Here is an 18,618-nt window from a genome sequence, read left to right as displayed (position 1 = left end):
CATGCTTTCCCGTCTATTTCAGGCAACACTCATCATTGTGCTTGCAGCCGCGTTTTTTAACAGCGGCTGCACAGCTACCGAACCCGAAATACAGGGCCGCGTTATCGCGGTAGCCGGCGGGGAGCAGCTTTTCCTTGAAAAAGCACTGGAACGAATCCCCCCCTACGCGCTGCTTGATGACAGCACCGCTGCAGTAGCCCGCTACCGGGATCAGTGGATTTTCGAACAGCTGCTCGCCGAAGAAGCACGGCGGATGAACATTCACCGGCTGCCTGTTTTTGAAGAAGCCGTAGCACGCTTCGAAAGGCAGCTGATGGTTGAGCTGCTCGCCGAAAGCTACATGAACCGCGCAGATGATGTGTACGTAAGCCGCGAGCAGGCTTTCAATTTCTATGAAATGCACCGCGAGCAATTCGTTCTGAATGAGCGGCACGTACGGGTTCACCATTTGGTTGCAGGCAGCTTCAGCGAAGCAAGCAACGCCCGTAATGAACTGCTACGGGGTGTTGAATGGGAAACAGTAGCACAAAACTACTCGCTTTATCCCGAACCGGCAATCCGTACGGCTTCGCTTTATCAGCCAATCAGCTCAGTGTTTGAGAATGAACCTGAGCTTGCACAATTTCTGCGCGTAATCGGGGTTTCTGAAGTAAGCCCTATCCGACAGATCGGCGGACAGTATCATTTCATTCAGCTGGTTGAAAATCAGGATGAAGGAAGTGTACCCGACCTCGACTGGACCCTTGATCAGGTTCAGCAGTGGCTCACAACCGAGCGCCGGCAAAATCAGATCACCGCTTTGCGGCAAAACCTGCTTAGGCAGGCGCAGGCCAACGGCACCATTACTCTATTCGATTAATTCTTCTAAGCATTTATGCAAAAAAAAGCTCTCCTCGCCCTCTTTATATTCCTCATTTCAGCCTTTGCCTTTTCTCAGGCTGAGGCACAGCAGCGTCAGGTTCTCGACAAGATTGTGGCCGTTGTAAATGATCAGATCATTCTTAAATCAGACGTTGACGCTCAGGTTGCCGAAATTTTATCTTCCCGCCGGGGAATGCCGTTTTCTGAAGAACTGTGGTTCGATGTGCTTGAAAACATCATTGATAACAACGTGATGTTCGAACAGGCCAAAATTGACTCTATTGTAGTAAGCCCCGACGAAGTGAACCGCATCATGGATCAGCGCATACAGCAGCTGATTGGTCAGGCAGGAAGTGAGCAAGCCCTGGAGCAGGCTCTGGGGCAGAGCCTCATTCAGGTTCGGGCGGATTACCGGGAACGCTTTCAGCGCGACATCATGGTTGACCGCCTGCGGCAGCAGAAACTGCGGGGCATCCGGATTACACGGCCTGAGGTTGTTTCATTTTTCAACAGTATTCCTGCTGACTCCCTGCCAACGGTACCCGAAACCGTAGAGCTATCCCATATCGTAGCGATTCCGCCGGTACTCGACGAAGCAGAGGTAGCAGCGCGTCAGTTCGCCGAAGCCCTTCGGGATTCGCTGCTCAACCATAACGCTAATTTCGAAGATTTTGCACGCCGGTACAGCAGTGGCCCCGGTGCAAGCCGCGGGGGGCTCATCCCCATGCTGCCCCTCAGCGACCTTGTGCCAGAATATGCTGCGGCCGCATCCGCCCTTGAACCCGGCGGCATTTCGCAGGTTGTGCGTACCCGGGCGGGCTTCCACATCATCCGCCTGAACCGCCGCAGCGGCGATCAGATTGAAACCAATCAGATTCTGATTCAGGTGCAGGATGAACAGGTTGACGACAACTTTGCCATCAACCGTCTCACTGCCATCCGCGACAGTGTACTTGTTCACGACCAAAGCTTCACCCTCATGGCGCGCCGGCACTCCGAAGACCCCAACACCTCTGCTACCGGAGGCCGCCTGATCAATCAGCAGACAGGACAGCGCCGCCTTGCAGTTGATGAACTTGACCCCGCTCTGTACAGGGCAATTATCAATTTGGAAAATGAGGGCGATATCACCGAACCCATCCGCCATACCATCGGCAGCGGACAAACACGGCAGCCGGCTTTCCGGATTATCCGGCTGAACCGCCGGATTCCCGAGCATATCGCAAACCTTGATCAGGATTACGACATCATCCGGAATATCGCCCTTCAGGACAAACAAATGCGGGAACTCAGCCGCTGGGTTCAGGAGATCAGGGAAGAAATGTTTATTGAATACCGGATTGCATCACCCTACGCAAGCCGCTGATGATACTTTACCGGGCCGTTATTCCTGCCGAATGATGGCCCGGATTCTTTCGTTTTTCGGGGCTGAGCACCGCAAAGAAACTTGAAATTTCCCCTTATTATTATTCAGACTGCATGCAAAATCAAGACAAAGAGACCATCGAACAGGCCAAACGCTTTCATCAGGTATTTAACGAACTTCGCACCGAAATCGGAAAAGTTGTAGTAGGTCAGCAGCATATTGTAGATAACCTGCTCATCAGCCTGTTTTCGAGAGGTCACTGCGTGCTGATCGGCGTTCCGGGTCTGGCCAAGACCCTGCTTATCCGCACCCTGTCCGAATCGCTGAACCTGAGCTTCAACCGCATTCAGTTCACGCCCGACCTTATGCCCGGCGACATCACCGGAACAGAAATCATAGATTCCGACGCAGCAAGCGGGAAAAAAGAATTCAAGTTTTTCAAGGGGCCCATTTTTGCCAACATCATCCTCGCGGATGAAATCAACCGTACGCCCCCCAAAACACAGGCCGCCCTGCTCGAGGCCATGCAGGAATATCACGTAACGGCTTCAGGCACCACCTATCAGCTCGACCGCCCCTTCTTCGTGCTGGCAACACAGAACCCGATCGAACAGGAAGGGACCTATCCCCTGCCCGAGGCTCAGCTCGACCGCTTCATGTTCAATCTGTGGCTGGATTATCCGAGCTTTGAAGAGGAAATCGAGATCGTGAGCCGCACAACCGGCGGAATCGATGCGAAGATAAAGTCCATCCTCTCCGCTGAGGAAATCATTGCATTTCAGAAGCTTACGCGTCAGGTGCCCGTTCCGGAAAGCGTGCTCAACTATGCCGTAAAGATCGTAAACATGACCCGGCCGGGTACCAAATACGCGCCTGATTTTGTGAACAAGTACATGACCTGGGGCGCGGGTCCGCGGGCATCACAGTTCCTCATCCTCGGCGGGAAAACAAGAGCCCTGGCCGACGGTCGCTTCAATGTAACCGAAGAAGACATCAACGCCATCGCCATCCCCGTGCTGCGCCACCGTATCGTGAACAACTACGCGGCTGAAGCCGAAGGCATCAAGGCCGAAGACCTGATCAACAAAATTCTGAAAGAAGCCTGAGCCCTTCCCCCTGATGATTTCCGGTTTTGACTCCGACCTTGCCATACTGCTGCTGGCGCTTGCCATCCTGTTTTCAGCTTTTGTTGGCTGGTGGACCTACTCCGGCAATACCAAACTGCCGCCGCCTGCCCGTTGGGCGGCCGTTTCACTAAGGGCCCTGGCCCTGCTGCTGCTGCTCGTTTTGCTGTTCAACCCGGTGTATGAATTCACCGATGAACGCGAGCACAGGCAGGAAATCGCGGTAATGCTGGATAACAGCCGGAGCGTGACCATCGAAAAAGGCAGCTGGCAGGGGGAAACGGATTTCCGCAGGGTAACCGAAGCCCTCCGCCTGAGTGATACCTCCGCGGTGCGGTACCGCACCTTCGGATTCGATGCCGACCTGTTTGAGAGCACGCCCGCGGAACTAAGCCTAACCGGCAGCGTTACCGACATGAACCGCTCCCTGAACAGTCTGAATCAGGTTTCCGGAGATATGGACGCGCTCATTTTAGTAACCGACGGCATCTTCAACCGCGGCCTTGACCCCACCCGTGCAGCCGAGCGCCTGGGCGTACCCGTGTTTACGGTTGCCATTGGTGATACCACGCAGGTGCGCGATGTGCTTGTACGAAACGTGATCTACAACAGCACAGCCTTTGTAAACTCAACCGGCTTAATCAGGGCCGAAATCCTGAACGACGGTTTCCCTGACCGCTCTATCGAGGTGCAGCTGTACCGCAACAACAGCCTTGAGGAAGTTAAAACCATACAAACCACCGAAGATCGCTCGGTTCATCAGGTTGATTTTGAAGTGGATTATGATGAAGAGCGCACCGAACGCTTCAGGATTGTTATTCCTGAACTTGAGGGAGAATGGACAACCGCAAACAACGCCTATACCTTCACGGTTGATGTTCAGGATGATCAGCTGCGGATCCTGCACATCGCCTTTGAGGTTCACCCCGATGTGGGAGCGCTGCGGCAGCTGCTGTTAACGGATGAAAGCATCAGGCCCGCTTACATGACCTGGACCGGAGGTTCAAATTTTGTGGGCGGTAACGACGGCCTGCTTCCGGCATCGGCTGATACCCTGGATCTGCTCATTCTGCACGGTTTCCCTCACAGGCAGCTCTCTGCTGAACTAAGACAACAGGTGATGTCACTTGCCGCACAGACCAATGTGGTGTTTTTTACCCTGCCCGGCACTGATTTTGAAAACCTCACTGCGGCTACCGAAAACCTGGCGCCCATCCGCAGGCAGGGCAACACCCCTGTTGGCCCGGTAAGTCCGTCGGTAAACCCGGCTGAGCAGGATCATCCGATCTTTGACTTTGAACTGCCGCTCAACCTCAGCCGCGGCCCCGAGCTTCGCGGCCCGATCCGGAATTATACTTCCGCTGCCTCTGCCCGCGACCTCATTCTCACCCATTTCCGCAACGAACCGACCGGCTCCCCCATGCTTTCCCTGCAACAGCTCGGAAATTACAGGGTTGCGATGGTGAACGCCTGGAACTGGTTCCGCTGGCAACAGTCGCCCTCTGCTGAGTACCGCAGCTTTCGTGCAGAACTGATGAACAACCTCATCAAATGGGCAAGCACCGGAGTGAGCGACGGACTTCTTGAGTTTGCACCCTCACGCAACAGTTTTGATGAGGGGGAAGCCATCACCTTTCGGGCGGCGGTGCTCACCGAAACCGGACTTCCGGATAATGAAGCCAGTGTTCAGGTGAGGCTGCGGAGTGAAACGATCGATACACAGGAGTACATCATGCGGGGCATCGGCAACGGCCGTTTCCGTCTCGAAACCCGCCCGCTCCCTGCCGGCACCTACACCTATGAAGCTACAGCGCTGCGCGGCACACGCGAGCTTGACCGGGCTGAAGGCTCTTTCACAGTGAATGAGAGCATTCTCGAATTTACAGATACCATCCGAAGGGATGAGCTGCTGCGTTTTATCGCAGAAAGTACCGGCGGTGCCTTCGTGACACACGAGGAAGCCGCACAGCTGCCGCAGCTGTTGCGCGACAAAGGCTTTGGCACCTTCCGCACGGAGACCTTTACGGTAGCCATGCGCGCCCATCACAGCCTGTGGTGGTTTCTGCTGGTGATTCTGCTTGTGGGATGTGAATGGACCATCCGCAAGGTTTACAGCATGGCGTAATGCCAGGCTGATGGCACGCGGATTTACCGAATCGGGCAGGATTTTCGCGGATTTTAGATATTGACGAGGGATGGAGGATGGAAGACCGCGGACCGTGGATACTAAGCTAAAGCCCTGAGACTGCGATATTGGGGTTGCTTTTCTATGCTCAGGTAATATTTTGCAGCTAAAGTGCCGCCCCATCGCGAAAGCATGACGGATGGGGTGTAAGCTTTGCAGCACGAAATTCTGATTCTGGTGCTGCCGCCTAAAACGGAGCGGCTTACCGCCAAGGTTAAGCAACGCGGCACCTGCCATACTATTTTAGCGAAGCAAAAAGATTTCGTTCAAATTTCCCAAAAACAGTTAGCAGCCTCAGCCGCAACGCCGCCCAAGCCAGGATTTCTGGAAGCTTAATAGCTGGCAGCAGCGCATCGCAGTCAACTCAATAGCCTTGTTATGTGTTTTCCCAACTGCAGGTATCAAAATTAATTGAGCTATGTATCTTAAAACCGATATCCCTGTTTCCCATATCAATCATCACTTTATGGGTATATAAAGCACATGCTTATTGCTCCTATTACTGAGGTGAATATAATTTTAATGCAAGGAAATCCCGATTCTTATCCCTATATTTGTGAATAATTCACAGAAATTAAATTAAGAAAAATTGGAACTACAAGAATTCAGTTTTGGAAACTTCAGATCTTTTAAAGAGATCAATACTCTCAATCTTGCAGCCGCTAAGCTGAAGTCAAAATACAAGACAGTAGATGAAAACAATGTTTTTACTACTGACAACTCAGAGAATGTCTCATTTTTAAAATCAAAGGTTATTTATGGCGCAAATGCAAGCGGCAAAAGCAATATTATCAAATCGTTAGTAACATTTATAAAAATCATCAATAATTCCGTAAAGGATGCGCATGTACTCCATATGGTCGACCCTTTTAGACTATCGACCGAAACAGAACACGAGCCAAGTTTTTTTCAAATCATTTTTTGGGATAAAAACACCAAGTATCGATATGGATTTGAGTTGAATAATGAGAGAATTCTCTCTGAATGGTTATATGGAAAGCCAGGTGAGCGTGAAATGTGCTTCTTCATAAGAGAAGGAAATGATATTATTGAACTTGATAAAACTAATTTTTCTGAAGGGGATAAACTAAATAGTTTACTTATAGATGATAAGGAAAATGATTTATTTCGGAATGACTCTTTGTTTCTCTCTGCTTTATCAAGCTTTGGGTTTGGGAAACTTTCAAAACACATAATAGAATGTATTTCTTCGTTCATTATTATTAGTGGCCTTGGACATCAAGGTATGTACGAATACGCAGGTGACTCGTTAGACAATATTGAAAAAAAACAATATATATTAAACTTCCTAAAGAAAGGTGATATTGGAATTGAGGATTTGATCTCTGTAGAATTATCAAATAAGGATTTACCAGATAATCTGGATAATAATATTCGCAAGGAATATGAAAATAAAAAGATAAAGCTGCTTCTTTCATCAAGAAAGAAATTTGATGAACGAATGAAATTTGTAGAAAATGAATCTTTCTCTTTTAGAATACATGAATCAGAAGGGACTAAAAAACTATTTGAATTAAGCCCATTCATTTACAACGCATTGAAGGAAAATAAAACAATAATTATTGATGAGTTCGATGCAAGGTTTCACCCTTTACTAACGCGTAAAATTTTGGAGTTATTCAATTCCAAAGATAATAAGGGAGCACAACTTATTTTTACAACACATAATACTAACCTACTATCATCTAAATTACTTCGTAGAGATCAGATTGAATTTGTTGAAAAGGATAGATATGGAGCTAGCAGTCTATACTCTTTGGCTCAATTCAAAGGCGTAAGAAATGACGCATCCTTTGAAAAAGATTATATCCATGGTAAATATGGTGCGATACCTTTTTTAGGCAACTTTAAAAATTTAGTTGACTAATGCCAAAAAGTACAAGAGTTATCAAAAAAACAGATAGGAAAAAGCCTTGGTTAAAAAAGGCAAAACCCACTTCCTATTATTTAAATTCAAGAGAGCAGAATAAAACAATTTTAATAGTAGGTGAAGGTCAAACTGAAAAACTGTATTTCGAGTCCTTTCCAGTTTTGAGTTTAACTGTTGAGGCGATTGACCTTCAAGGTCAGAGCAAACTAAAGTTAATAGAATCCACTGAAGAAATAGTAAAATCTGCCGAGATTTTATATGATGCAATTTGGTGTGTTTTCAACATGGACGTAAAACAAGGCGAAATGGAATTTTCCGACTTTGACAATGCTATTTCTAGTGGTACTGCCAAAGGTTACGAGATTGCCTACTCAAATGACTGCTTTGAACTTTGGTTCTATCTTCACTATCAATTTACTGATCAAAAGCACCATAGAACCTTTTATTACAAAGAGCTTAGTAAAGTATTTGGTCTTAATTATGAAAAGGAGGGTAAGAGTTATGAGTTCTGCAAAAATATATATTCAATTCTTGAAAATGATACAAATGCTTCTCAATTGAACGCAATAGAAAGGGCTAAAACTCTATTTGAAAGCTACAAATATTTAGTCTATCACAAGCAAAACCCAACAACTAAGGTCTATGAACTTGTGGAGCTCTTAAACGAAAATTGCAGAAAATAAAACAATTATTCTGTATAATAAGAATAAAACATAGAGAAGACAATGGTTTCCACTATTTTCAGATTCCAAACAAGCTAAGTCCCAGTGGGCAACTATGAAGGTCCAAAATTTATACACGCGTCAGTTCATGGAAAAATTTAGTCGCTATAACACATAACAAGCATTTCCTACTGACGTCTAAGCCATTGTTGCTTAGACTCATACATGGTCGCCACGCATTAGAAATTTCAGACCGTTCAGATTTTTGGGATGCCCGCACTCCATCCAAAACAGCTCGGGACATGCCGTTGGTTTGGGATTTTTGATCTGCCGCGAAAGACTGCGATGCCCACGGAATTCCACCTAAAAAAAACGGTGCCTGGCCTTTGATTAGCGCGTGATTTTTACCGGTTTGTAAGCGGGAATCACAAATGAGGCGAGAATGAACAGCAGGCCTGCGGCGGTGGGCCACTGATAGCGGTTGGCGTAGTCAGAGAACTGTTCGGTGGCAAACTCGCGGCGCTCGAGGTCGACGAGCTGCGCGGTGAAGCCGTCGATGCGGTCGGCTCCCCGCCTGATTTCGTAATACACCCCGCGCCCGGCCTGTGCCATTTGCCGGAGCAGATCCGGCTCAAGACTGGAGATGACTTCCCGGCCGTCGCGGTCCCGGTGGTTGCCGGTAACCTGACCGCTGCGGTCACGAACCGGGATGGGCGCCCCGCTCTGCGTGCCGATGCCCACCGTGTACACAAAAACGCCGTCGTTCACCAGCTGATTGAGCGTGAAATCGATCCCGGGGCTGTGGTCTTCGCCGTCTGAGATAAAAAGCAGCACCTGTGCGGCCTGCTGCTCCTGACGCGGACGGCTCCGGAAGGTATCCCTCGCAAGCTGCAGGGGCGCGTTGAAATCGGTACCGGGAAACGGAAGCTGATCTGTTGCCGCGAGATCGAGGTACATGCGAAAGGCTGAATAATCGGTGGTGAGGGGGCACTGCAAGAAGGCCGTGTTCGTGAACAGAATGAGGCCTACGCGGTCGCCCTGCAGGCGGTCGATGAGGCTGGAGATTTCAAACTTGGCCTTATCGAGCCGGGAGGGGCGGATATCCTGCGCCTGCATGCTTCGGGATACGTCGAGCGCGATGAGGAGATCGACGCCCTCGCGCTTCACTTCGCGGATTTCGCTGCCGATTTTGGGCCCTGCTGCGCCTATCACGAGCAGGGTTACGCCCAGGTACATCAGGATGGTGCGGGCCGTGCGGCCGCGGTTCCAGACCGGATTGCTGAGGCGCCGCAGCATTTCCTCAGAAAAGAACGACCGCAGCTGACGGCTGCGCATCTTTCCGAAATAAAAGCTGAGTACGCCGAACAAAACAGGCAGTACCAGCAAAACAAGCAGGTTAGGGTGTTCCCAGATCATGAGTCGATGAGGATAAGCTGAAAATCCATTACGTTATTACCGGTGGGACCTGTGAAAATAAGGTCGCCGAGCGACTTGAAAAAGTGATAAGCGTCAAATTCTTTGAGATGTTTTTCGGCCGAAACCCCGAAAGCCTCAGCGCGCTCAACGGAGTCGGGTGCTGCGAAGGCGCCGGCTACATCGGTGTTGCCGTCGCCGCCGTCGGTACCTACGCTCATCACCAAAGTACGCTTGCGCCGCGTGATTTTGGTGGCAAGCAGCAGCGCAAGATGCTGATTGCGCCCGCCCCTGCCGTCGCCGCTCACCTGCACCGTGCTTTCGCCGTGAAACAGAAAAGCCTCGCGGGTGCGCTTGCGGTGCTCGCGCACCTGACCGATGATGTAATCGGAGACCTCCTCAATCGGGGCGTCGTATTGGTTGGAATCGGTCCAGGTTTCGAAACCTTCTTCCTCACAGAAACCGGCCGCGACATTCGCGAAAATGCCGGATGAGCCAACGATTTCGGTGTGATGTGCGCCGGTGTAGGTGCCGCGTTCCTGCTCGGAAGCCGCTGTGAGGTATTCGGTGACTTCCCGCGGGATTTTATCGGTGATGCCGTACTTTTCGAGCACGTGAAGGGCATCCTGCGGGGTCGTGTTGTCGGGGGTTGTGGGACCGCTCGCGATGAAAGCGGGGTCATCGCCGGGCACGTCGGAAATCAGCAGGGAAACGACCTGCTGTGAGGGAATCATGCCGAGCAGCCTCCCTCCTTTCACCGCTGAGAGCTGCTTGCGGACGGTGTTCATTTCCTGAATGGGCGCGCCGCTGCGGAGCAGTTCGTGATAGACGGTGCGCAGCTGATCAAGCGTGAGCTTGCCGGCCGGCAGCTCCATAAGCGCGGAAGCACCGCCGGAAATGAGCACAATGGTGAGGGCCTCTTTCGGGATGCTACGGGCAACGCTTACAAGCTCGAGCGTTGAAGCGATGGTATCATCATCAGGCTGCGGGTGCGAGCCGGGGAAAACCTGAATCGCGCCAATGCGCCCGTTTTCGGCAGCTACCGCGGCCGGGGCAATGATGAGACCGTCGCGGATACTGCCGCCCAGCGCCTCATGCAGCCCCTTGGCCATAACTGCGGCCGCTTTACCGGCCCCAAGCACATACACCGGCGTGCACGCCGGAAAAGAAGTATCAAGGCTGCCAATCCGGAACGCACCACTCTCGGGATCGGTGGAGACCGCACCGGACACCAGTTTATCGGGCGCCATCTCAGCCAGTGTTTTTCGAAGAATGCGGGTTGCCGTCTCTCGTAATGAATCCATGATATTTGGGATTTGACCTAAGTTAGTTTGGTTTAATGTATAAAAGACCGGCAAGAAGGGCAAACCGCAGGGCGGGTATAGGTGGGGGTGGTTAAAGCTTTTACGTTCGTGTTTATTTTGGGAGTAAACTGTTTCCTGCTAAAATTTCTGTGTGACAGTGGACCCGGTCAGTCGGATAAATCGACTTGTCTGATAAAAAGGTAAATATCAGCCGACTTTCTGTGCCTTCAATAAAGAGCAAGAGCAGAACCTCATTATGGGGAGTGATCATCAGCTTTATCCAGAATTTGATCTTTATGTTTTGGTGTCCCTTCTTTTACTGGAATATTCTAATCCCTGAGGCGTGCAGGCAGTTTGAAGTTCCGGTTCAATAATTGAACCGGCGCTGCCGGCTGAGCTGACGGAAATCGGGTTTCTCCATTTAAGTTATAAAACCTGCTTTTGGCAGCTCTCTAATTCGTGTTCAGATTAAAGGAATTTTGCTGTACTTGGGGGGTCAGTTTGCTCCGGAATATGCAGCAGCCATGACCAGAGCCATCATAAATGTGCTAATCTCCCAATCAGGAAGTGCGAGTCTCCCCGTTTTTTTCATCTGATAATCGGTGTCTTTCAGAATTCCATGAATCACATAAGTTGAAATCGCCAGCGTAAAAAACCCGATGGGCGCTGCTGCAAGACCTGAAAGTCACCCTATCGAAATCATTAATAACGCATCATTTAAGCCCCTTTTGGCAGAAAATAAGGGTTTATTGGCAGACATTCAGGGATTGGATTGGGTAGATTTCAGCCATGAAATCAAACCAATGCAACTATACCATTCTGTTAAGCCTGCTGAGCGGCCTGCTTCCCGGCCTGTCAGTGAATCAGGTGTTTGGGGGTTCTCTGTCTTTTTTATTCCCTGTCTGTCTGATCGGAATTTTAGAAGCCCTTCAAAATCAAGCTACCCGGAAGAGCTGGCTGTTGCATGGATATGTTTTTTCGCTTGTTTCCTTACAAAGCTTTTTTGCAAAAGGAATTCTCAAACCTGCTTAACAATACTGGTAATAATAACTCTTAAAAAACCTCAACGAATTCCTAATAACGATCCAAATCAAAGGAATAAACCTATGAAAACAAAACAACTACATTTCCTGAAATCGCTGCTGATCCTGCTTCTTTGGCAAGCAATAACAGCAGCAGTAGTTATGGCTTTTCCTCGTGCGTGTGTGGAAGATTGCCCAAAGCCCCCATGGGCACCCAGACCTGATAAATCGGACTATGTTTTACCGAATGGGATGGAATTCAGTCAGGTTCTGAACTTGCAGCAATCCTATATCCAATCCTCCGGTTTAACCTTTCAAAGCGCCTTAACAATCGGTTTGACCGGTGCTACACAAATCGGTCAAATCGCCGTTGACGCGCAGGGCAACCGCTACATAACCGGCGGATTCACCGGTACCATTTCGTATGATGGTGTTGTAGTGGAAAGTACAGGCGGATATGATGTTTTTATCGCTAAAATCAGTCCTGATGGCGCTTTGCTTTGGTATCAGTTAGCTCACGGAAGTCAGGATGTGGCGGAGGAGTTTTCGCTCGATGGCGGCCTTACGTTAGCCGTTGACGATAATGGCAATGTCTATGTGGGCGGTTCTTTTGTGAAAGAGCTTCATTTTACCGATAACAATGGTGAAATCCTGAGCAGCTTAACTGACGGAAGAAATGATGATTTAATCAATCTTGAGTTGTTCGTCGCCAAATACGATATGAACGGAAACTTCCTATGGGCATTAGGGGGAGAAAGCGGAAGTGAAGCTTCACCCAATAGTTTAGAATTGGGAATAAATTCTGTCAACTCTATCATGATCGATACAGAAGGCTATCCGTACATTGCAGGTGGATTTTCAGGGACAACTTTTTTGGGTGAAGAAGTTACGGTACAAGGCGAATCCGACTTTTTTATTGCATCTCTTGATAAAGACGGAAACTACCTGTACTGGGCAGATGTTTTCGGGACACCTGGCCGCGACCTTGCAACATCTATTTCCGCGGATGCCCTCGGCTATTTGAATATTCTGGGTATTGTTGGCGAAGGCCGTATGTATTTACCCGATTCAGATATTTATTGGGATAATGACACAGGTAATTCGGATACCTTTGTGATCAGCTACGATATAAACGGAGAATGGTACTTTGCCAGCTTTATGGGTGCCGGTGATGATATCATTGGGAATAGTGTAATATCTGCCGGGGATGGTTCCTTTTATGTCGCAGGCTTATTTAGCGGTAATGCTTACTTTGAAGGTTCAGATGAAACGATTGATGCAATGGGAAATATAGATGCCTTTCTTGTGAAGTATGATATAGACGGCGACGCGATTTGGGTTCGTCAGTTTGGTTTCGATTTTGCAACGGCAGATGTCGTAAGACTGGACGAAAATGAAGATGTACTTGTGTTGGGAAGATATAGTGATTCCATCATTTTTGATGCTGATTCGGAAACACCGGTTATCCTTACAACAGAGTCAGATTCGAACATATACATAGCGAAATTTGATAAAGATGGTAATTTTATCTGGGCCAAAAATATTGAAGGTTCTGGTGTCGAAAGTCAGGAAGTGATTTATGAGGAAGAAACCCGCCCCTTTGCCACAAATCCGCTTGATATTATCACATCCGGCTACAACGGTGGTGAAATCATATTGGCCGGGGATTTTACGGGTACCTTAACACTCGATGATATCACCCTTACCTCCGACGGAAGCCGGAGGATTTTTATAGGGGTGATGCCTGCCGGAGGCGCTGTTTCCATCGGGGATGATGTGCCTGCACTGCCTGCCGGATTTGAACTTTCACAAAATTATCCGAATCCGTTTAACCCTACCACCAATATTTCCTTCAGCCTTCCTGAAGCTTCACAGGTAGCAATTACGGTCTATAATACAATGGGCCAAAGGGTTGGTACGATCAGGAATGAGATGTTCGCGGCAGGCAGACATACCGTTACATGGGATGCAGCCGGATTGGCTTCAGGTGTTTATATCTATAAACTGAATGCCGATAACTTCACAAAAACCAAAAAAATGACCTTAGTAAGGTAGAAAATTCCTAAACTTTCCGGATGCAGGCACACATAGCGATTTTTCTTCGCTATGGTGCCTGTTTTTTGGAAAAGTGAATCTGTAGTATTTCAAAAGTGTGTCCGGGCTCGCTTGCTTGGGCTGGAAATTTAAGGGTTTTTAGATTTTATTTTTTCCGGTTTCGGAGGCTGCCTCGGGTTCCGGAAAAAGATTTCGGTCATTCATAATGGCCGGCAGTTTCAGCGTAGAGGGCTAATATTGACCGTAAATACTGATTCCTCCTCCGAAATATTGTTGTTTCAGATGTTCATATACGAAATTCGTTTTCATGTCAATGTCGTCTGTTTGATAAGTCGGGTAGGGTAATTTTTCAAAAAGTGTTTTGCTTACCGTATTGAAAACGGCTGCCGCTGTTACTGATTTGTCTGCCCACTGCTCAACTTTCAATTTCTCCTGTTTTAAATCTTCAAGTAGCTCGACTGAAATTTTCTTGATTTCGTTTTTCTCTTTTTCTTCTAACTTTTTTCCAAATCTAAGTATGTCGAAGATGGCTTTTTGCTCGTCTGTTAGTCCTTCCCGCCTGGTGTCGGCTTCTTCTTCTGAATACGAGTTTACGAGTTCAATTAATTTTCTGAAAGTTTCTTTGATTATAACTTCGTCTTTGCCTCTGTTGTATTCTTCAATGATTTCCTGATAGCGTTTGTAATAGTCAACTGTCATGGGATTGCGTTCTACCATTTGTTTCAGTTTCTTTTCAACCTTGTCTTTTAGGGATTGAACGACTATATTTTTATTTTTAGCTTTCAAAAAGTAATGTTCAAGCAGGTTGAAGTCTAAACCGCTTATATCAATGATTTTACTTTCGTTGTAGCCCGGGTCTGCAACCATATTTTCAATGGATTCATCCACCACATTTTGAATTTGACGCATTATCTTTGTCACATCTGAGCTTTCAATATTGTCTTCAATGGCTGTGTAGATTACATCAATGGCATTCTTTTTCGGTGCATATTGATTTAATACCTTGTCTGGTTGCAGGGCTTTGTACTTCTTAAAAACTTCTCTCGCTAAAATCTGAAATTTACGCTTGGTTTCGTCATTGGTATAAACTGCATTTACCGCTTTCTCCATTGCTGCAAGTTTGTGCAAACCGTCTGCTTTGATTAATTCCTGCAAATCAAAACGCACTTCATCTTGCAAAAATGTTTCAGTGGCTTCTAAAGCTTCTTCTAATTGCTGGATGAGTTCTTCTTTTGGCTTAACAGGTGGCTCTGGTTTTTCACCTTTACCGCCCCCGCCTTCCTCTCCGCCTGAACCATAAATTGCTAAAGCGTCTAACAGGGCTGTGTAGGTTTCAATATAGTCCACTATTAACCCATTGTTTTTGCCTTCACTAATTCGGTTGGCTCTTGCAATGGCTTGCATTAAGGTGTGCGACTTCAGGGGTTTGTCTAAATACAAGGTAGATAGGGTAGGCACATCAAAACCCGTAATCCACATGGCACAAACAATCACGAAACGGAAAGGATCATCTTCATCTTTAAACCTTGTTTCAAGGTCTTGGGTGTTCATTTTTTCCCGGTGCGGCACAATGTCTAAATCCCATTTCCGGAACTTTTGTATTTCATTTTGTTCCGAACTGACGACCACACAAATTTCCGTTTCTTTTATCCATTGTAGTTCACGGCTTTTTTCCAACAACTCCTGATCGCCATAGTTGCGTTTGCGCAAATCCTTTTCCAATTGCTCAACGGTTTGTTTCCAATGATGCGTGATCAAATCATACATTCTCACAGCTGTGAGTTTATCCAATGCGATAAACATTCCTTTGCCTTTGTACCCTCTGTTGCAGAAATGCCAAACGGCATCTTTGGCAATGGCATCAAGTCTTTTCCTTGCGGTTAGTATGGGATATTCTCTTGCAAATAGTTGTTCAACCCTGCTGCGTTGGTCGCTGTCTAAATCTTCGCTTTCAGCATCAATGATGGCTCTGATTTGCTCATTGATAAGCGGGTTTTTCAATCCTAAATACTCACCTCTGTTTTCGTAATACAGCGGAACGGTAGCTCCATCATCCACACTCCGTTTGAAGTCATATCGGGAAACATAATCCCCAAAAATGCGCTTCGTAATTTCATCATCCTTAAAAAGCGGTGTACCTGTAAAGCCGATGAATGAAGCATTTGGCAAGGCATTACGCAGGTTCATTGCTAAATTCCCGCCTTGCGTTCGGTGGGCTTCGTCTGAAATGACAATGATATTGTCCCGCTTGGTGATTTCTTCCTCAAAGTTGAATTTATGAATGAGTGTAAACAAATAGCGATGTTCGGAACGCAACAATTCTCTCAAATGCTTTCCGCTGTTGGCTTTCAATGAATCTTTAGAACCTGCTTTTACTTGTGGCACTGCACCAATACCGCTGAAGGTGCCGTAGATCTGTGTATCTAATTCGTTACGGTCGGTTACGATCAGGAAAGTATAACTGCCTGTAAACTTGTGATGTATTTTTTGGCAGAAGAAAACCATTGAATAGGATTTTCCGCTTCCTTGTGTATGCCAAAACACACCAAGCTTTTGCTTTTCCTCTAAACTGATTTTGCCCAGTTTGTAGAGCTGCTCTTTGTGCTGTATGTTTTCAATGGCTTTGTTAACGCCAATAAACTGATGATTGCGGGCAATGAGTTTTACCACTTTACCCAATGAGTTATCAAACAGAATGAAGTTTTCAAACAAATCTAAAAAACGCTTTTTCTCGCAAACGCCTACGATGATTCTATCTAAGTCAACAATACCTTTATCTTCTTCAGTAATGCGTTTCCATTCGTGGAAATGCTGATACTTGCCCGTGATGCTTCCAATACGACTTTCGATGCCATTGCTCAGTATTACGAATGCGTTGTAATAAAAAAGTTTGGGAATGACATCTTTGTAGTCTGTAAAATTATCGTTGTAGGCAGTTTCTAATTTGCGGTGGGCTGCTTTCAGTTCTATGAACAAGACGGGAATACCATTTATAAAACCAATAATATCGGGTCTTCTTTGACGGCCACTTCTGCCTTCTATCCAGAGCTGTTGAACGGCTAAAAAGTTGTTGTTATCTGCATTGTCAAAATCAAAAACCCTGATTGTTTTGTTCTTGATCTGCTGGCCTTTTTCGTTGATGAAGTCAACGGGAATACCATTACGAATCAGCAAATACTTTTCATAGTTTATTTCGGCTAACGACTTGGTAATGCTTTCTTCAATGAGTTTTTCGTAGGCCTGATTGTAGGCTTGTTCGGGCAAATGGGGATTGAACGCTTTTATTTTTTCAAAGAAGATCTTTTTAAGCACCACTTCTTTTTTGTTCAGTCTGCCCAAACTGCTGCCTTCGCCAAAGCCTTCTTTGTTGTAGGCTAATAGCGTATCCCAACCCAGCTGATTGAAAAATAAATCAATCGCCGTTTGCTCTATTAAGTTATCTTCTGAGTATTCCCAAGTCATATATTTCTGTTTAAAATACTGATGATTAATTGCTTCACCGTTTCCATCTCTTCTGCCTTGCTTGTTGCCACAAACAAGGTAATGGCCGCTAGTGCTTCATTGCTGATGATAGGCGCATTATTCTCAATATATAGCAAGTCATTTTTCTCCAAAAAATACAGAAAGCAAGCTGCGGCTATTCGTTTATTCCCATCTACAAACGAATGATTTTTTACAATAAGATATAAGAGCGTAGCTGCCTTTTCTTCAATGCTTTTGTATAAGTCTTCATCATTAAACCCTTGAGCAATCTGTTTTACGGAACTTTCAAATCCCTTGTCTTTTGGTTTGGCAAACACATCTGAAGCAAAGGCTGATTTCATCTTGGCTATCAGATTCAGATATTCATTTAGCTCAGGATAAGTAGCTTTCCGAATGGTCTTGCCTTTGGCATCTAACTGTTCGTGGTCGTAATCATCCAGTAATTCAAGCCCTTTGGCAAATATTTGCAGTATTTGGCTGTCTTCTGCGCTGGCTTGTTGGCTGATGGCACGGCTTAAAATGCGAATGCCTGTTTTTAAATATTCAACCTGTTGCTGCTTTTCGGCAAGTCGTTTTTTGTTGATGGCGTAGCCCTGCACCAGATAGTCTTTCAGGCGTTGGGTAGCCCATTGGCGGAATTGGGTGCCACGCTTCGAATTAATTCGATAGCCCACTGACAATATTGCATCTAAGTTATAAACCAGTTGCTTTCGCCTTACTTGCCTTTTTCCTTCCTGTTGAACTTGTAAGTATTCCTTACAAGTTGTAATTTTCATCAATTTCTTCTTCTTTATAAATATTTTTTAGGTGTAACGTGATGTTTTGGGGAGTGGTTTCAAAAAGAGATGCCATTTGTCTTTGCGTAGCCCATACTGTTTCTTCGTTAAAAACTATGGCAACTTCAATTCCTTCAGAAGATTTATATATTTCTATATGATTTTCCATTTTATCCGGCTATTTTAGTTGGATAAATAAACAATACTCGTTGGGTAGCCCATTGGCGAAATTGGGTTCCACGGATTGATTTGACCCGATAGCCTACTGAAATGATTACATCCAAATTGTAATATTCCAGCTTACGTTTTACCTGTCTATTACCTTCGGTTTGAACTGTCAAGGATTCCTTGACAGTTGCTTTTTTGCTCAATTCTTTTTCTTTATAGCAATTATTGATGTGTAGGCTGATGTTTTGCTTGGTTTGATTGAACAATGAAGCCATTTGCACTTGAGTAAGCCAAACTGTTTCACCATC

Annotated in this window: 13 protein-coding genes and 1 pseudogene; 8 read left to right on the top strand and 6 right to left on the bottom strand. The window is 46.6% G+C overall.

Annotated features, from left to right (window positions below):
- Nucleotide 1 precedes the first annotated feature (1 nt).
- From LAT75_RS06480 to LAT75_RS06450, 7 genes are all read left to right on the top strand, one after another.
- Entirely contained in the window at nucleotides 2–859 is an 858-nt protein-coding gene (locus tag LAT75_RS06480) for a peptidylprolyl isomerase (protein WP_291481823.1), read from the top strand.
- A gap of 15 nt (nucleotides 860–874) precedes the next feature.
- Nucleotides 875–2,227, top strand: coding sequence for a peptidylprolyl isomerase (locus LAT75_RS06475; protein ID WP_291481822.1), 1,353 nt, complete (start codon nucleotides 875–877; stop codon nucleotides 2,225–2,227).
- A 113-nt stretch (nucleotides 2,228–2,340) separates the two neighbouring features.
- Nucleotides 2,341–3,333: a MoxR family ATPase gene (locus LAT75_RS06470; protein WP_291481821.1), complete on the top strand. Its 993-nt coding sequence runs from the start codon at nucleotides 2,341–2,343 to the stop codon at nucleotides 3,331–3,333.
- A 13-nt stretch (nucleotides 3,334–3,346) separates the two neighbouring features.
- Nucleotides 3,347–5,476 (top strand): hypothetical protein, encoded by a 2,130-nt coding sequence (locus tag LAT75_RS06465; protein ID WP_291481820.1) that lies wholly within the window; start codon nucleotides 3,347–3,349, stop codon nucleotides 5,474–5,476.
- 213 nt (nucleotides 5,477–5,689) lie between these two features.
- Nucleotides 5,690–5,872: a hypothetical protein gene (locus tag LAT75_RS06460; protein WP_291481819.1), complete on the top strand. Its 183-nt coding sequence runs from the start codon at nucleotides 5,690–5,692 to the stop codon at nucleotides 5,870–5,872.
- A 253-nt stretch (nucleotides 5,873–6,125) separates the two neighbouring features.
- The gene (locus LAT75_RS06455) at nucleotides 6,126–7,424 is read left to right on the top strand and encodes an ATP-binding protein (RefSeq protein ID WP_291481818.1); all 1,299 of its coding nucleotides are present in this window, start codon (nucleotides 6,126–6,128) and stop codon (nucleotides 7,422–7,424) included.
- Nucleotides 7,424–8,110 carry an RloB family protein gene (locus LAT75_RS06450; protein ID WP_291481817.1) on the top strand — a complete coding sequence of 229 codons (687 nt, stop codon included), beginning with the start codon at nucleotides 7,424–7,426 and terminating at the stop codon, nucleotides 8,108–8,110. Before LAT75_RS06455 ends, LAT75_RS06450 begins: the two co-directional genes overlap by 1 nt.
- A 369-nt stretch (nucleotides 8,111–8,479) precedes the next feature.
- Here LAT75_RS06450 and LAT75_RS06445 read toward each other — a convergent pair whose 3' ends face one another.
- On the bottom strand, nucleotides 8,480–9,505 hold the full coding sequence (locus LAT75_RS06445; RefSeq protein WP_291481816.1) for a VWA domain-containing protein: 1,026 nt from the start codon (nucleotides 9,503–9,505) through the stop codon (nucleotides 8,480–8,482).
- Nucleotides 9,502–10,806, bottom strand: a complete 1,305-nt coding sequence (locus tag LAT75_RS06440) for a DUF4147 domain-containing protein (protein ID WP_291481815.1) — start codon at nucleotides 10,804–10,806, stop codon at nucleotides 9,502–9,504. Before LAT75_RS06440 ends, LAT75_RS06445 begins: the two co-directional genes overlap by 4 nt.
- Nucleotides 10,807–11,465: 659 nt before the next feature.
- Between LAT75_RS06440 and LAT75_RS06435 the strand changes: the two genes are divergently transcribed.
- Entirely contained in the window at nucleotides 11,466–13,883 is a 2,418-nt protein-coding gene (locus LAT75_RS06435) for a T9SS type A sorting domain-containing protein (RefSeq protein ID WP_291481814.1), read from the top strand.
- Nucleotides 13,884–14,114: 231 nt separating this feature from the next.
- On the opposite strand, the gene LAT75_RS06430 is transcribed toward LAT75_RS06435, so the two are convergent.
- The 4 genes and pseudogenes from LAT75_RS06430 to rhuM form a co-directional block, all read right to left on the bottom strand.
- Nucleotides 14,115–17,345 (bottom strand): type I restriction endonuclease subunit R, encoded by a 3,231-nt coding sequence (locus tag LAT75_RS06430; RefSeq protein WP_291481813.1) that lies wholly within the window; start codon nucleotides 17,343–17,345, stop codon nucleotides 14,115–14,117.
- Nucleotides 17,342–18,142 (bottom strand): virulence protein RhuM/Fic/DOC family protein, encoded by an 801-nt coding sequence (locus LAT75_RS06425; protein WP_291481812.1) that lies wholly within the window; start codon nucleotides 18,140–18,142, stop codon nucleotides 17,342–17,344. The genes LAT75_RS06430 and LAT75_RS06425 overlap by 4 nt, the downstream gene beginning before the upstream one ends.
- Entirely contained in the window at nucleotides 18,123–18,311 is a 189-nt protein-coding gene (locus LAT75_RS06420) for a hypothetical protein (protein ID WP_291481811.1), read from the bottom strand. Before LAT75_RS06420 ends, LAT75_RS06425 begins: the two co-directional genes overlap by 20 nt.
- A 40-nt stretch (nucleotides 18,312–18,351) precedes the next feature.
- Nucleotides 18,352–18,618 (bottom strand): annotated as a pseudogene (gene rhuM, locus LAT75_RS06415) (RhuM family protein); the annotation flags it as partial.

The organism is Cyclonatronum sp. (genome assembly GCF_022565315.1).
Lineage (GTDB): Bacteria > Bacteroidota > Rhodothermia > Balneolales > Cyclonatronaceae > Cyclonatronum.
The sequence above is the reverse complement of the archived record's forward strand: the minus strand, read 5'-3'. Positions and strand labels throughout refer to the sequence as shown.